General features: G+C 41.8%; 2 protein-coding genes. Both read left to right on the top strand.

The genetic code is table 11. From position 1 onward, the window contains the following. Window positions 1-65: 65 nt before the first annotated feature. Window positions 66-965, top strand: a complete 900-nt coding sequence (locus tag BUB71_RS18735; protein WP_245815734.1) for an NADP-dependent oxidoreductase — start codon at window positions 66-68, stop codon at window positions 963-965. 260 nt (window positions 966-1225) lie between these two features. Further along, on the top strand, window positions 1226-1558 hold the full coding sequence (locus BUB71_RS18730) for a DUF4267 domain-containing protein (RefSeq protein WP_084731841.1): 333 nt from the start codon (window positions 1226-1228) through the stop codon (window positions 1556-1558). Window positions 1559-1667: the final 109 nt, after the last annotated feature.

Below are 1667 nucleotides of genomic sequence, written 5' to 3'. Positions count from 1 at the left end.
GTATGATTTAAATGTCAAAAACCTATATGAAAGCTATTCGTGTTCATGAGTTCGGCAATCCAGGAGTGCTCACATTGGAAGATGTGGAGCGTCCAGAGCCGCAATCCGGCGAAGTTCTTGTCCAGGTTGTATATTCAGCAGTCATTCCACTGGATTGGAAAATTCGCAGTGGAATGACCAAGGATATATTTCCTCAGCCTCTACCGTATATTCCAGGAGCCGTTTTTTCCGGCATTATTGAATCGGTGGGCGACAACGTAACGGAATTCAAAGTAGGTGACTTCGTTTTCGGTAAAATGAACGGATCTTATTCAGAATTTGGGATCGTTCCAGTTTCTGAACCATATTTAAACGGGATGTTGCATGTGCCCGAGAATCTTTCGCTTGAAGAGGCTGCTACGATTGGAGCAGGAGCCGAATCAGCTTGGAAAGCTTTGTTCACAGAAGGAAATCTGGAATCCGGTCAGACCGTTCTGATTCATGCAGCGGCTGGTGGGGTAGGACAATTCGCTGTTCAATTGGCTAAATGGAAGGGAGCAAGAGTGATCGGCACCGCTTCAAGTACTAATCTCGATTACGTAAAATCATTGGGGGCGGATCAAGTGATCGATTATACGACGACTCCATTTGAAGAAGTTACAAAGGATGTCGATTTGGTCGTCGATTTGGTTGGGGGTAACACGCAAGATCGATCATGGTCGGTATTGAAACCAGGTGGAAGGCTCGTTTCATTGGTGCAGCCTCCATCTCAAAAGAAAGCACACACATTCGAAGTTACAGCTAAACTTAGCTCGGCGTTTCCTACGTATGAGGACAATAAAGCGGTAGCGCAACTGATTGCGGATGGCACCATCAGAGCGGAAATTGACAAGATATACCCATTGAGCAAGGCAGAGGAAGCACACATACAAAGCGAAGGCAGGCATAGTCGTGGAAGAATTCTATTAAATCCTAATCCCATTTGAATCTATTTGTCACCTAGCACATTGATCACTATTTCGATGAGGCATTCACAAGTATGAATCATTCGGTTCGTCAACCACCTTACTTTTTAATCTAGTACATTACTAAAAAGCGCGTCATTAACATGGTCTTATGGCTATATAGACATGAAATATATCGAAAAGCATAGAAAAAGGAGAAAGATAAAATGAATTCATCATATTGGGGACCAAAGTCTGTGACATTTTGGTTGGTAGGTGTTGTTACACTATTGATGTAATATATAGGAGTAAGTGGATTTCTTCAACCAGAAGCCGCAATACAAGGTTTTGGACTACCATTGCAAGATGTTGCTGACAAACCGATTGTTTGGATTAAAGCGGATCGTGATTTATTCATCGGAGTATTTTTACTAGCATTGATGGTGTTTCGGATGAGAAAAGCATCTATGGTATTTTTATTAGCTACAACCGGTTCGCCTGTAGTCGATGCGATTGTAGTATGGCAAAATGCAGTAGATAAAACGCCATCATGGATTCATATCGTAACCGTAGTATACATGTTGATCGTGAGTTGGATGTTGTACCAACAAGAGAAAAAAGCAAATAATTCATAACCTACTTGAGTAAAAACTTCGATGTACCAGATCTAACATCGGTTTAGATCAGATAAAAAGAAGCATCAAAGGTTCTACCTCGTTGGAGAGTGTAGACAAAGTATTTACC

It is taken from the genome of Seinonella peptonophila, assembly GCF_900129355.1.
Taxonomy (GTDB): Bacteria; Bacillota; Bacilli; order Thermoactinomycetales; family Thermoactinomycetaceae; genus Seinonella; species Seinonella peptonophila.
This window is presented reverse-complemented; position numbering and strand designations above follow the sequence as displayed.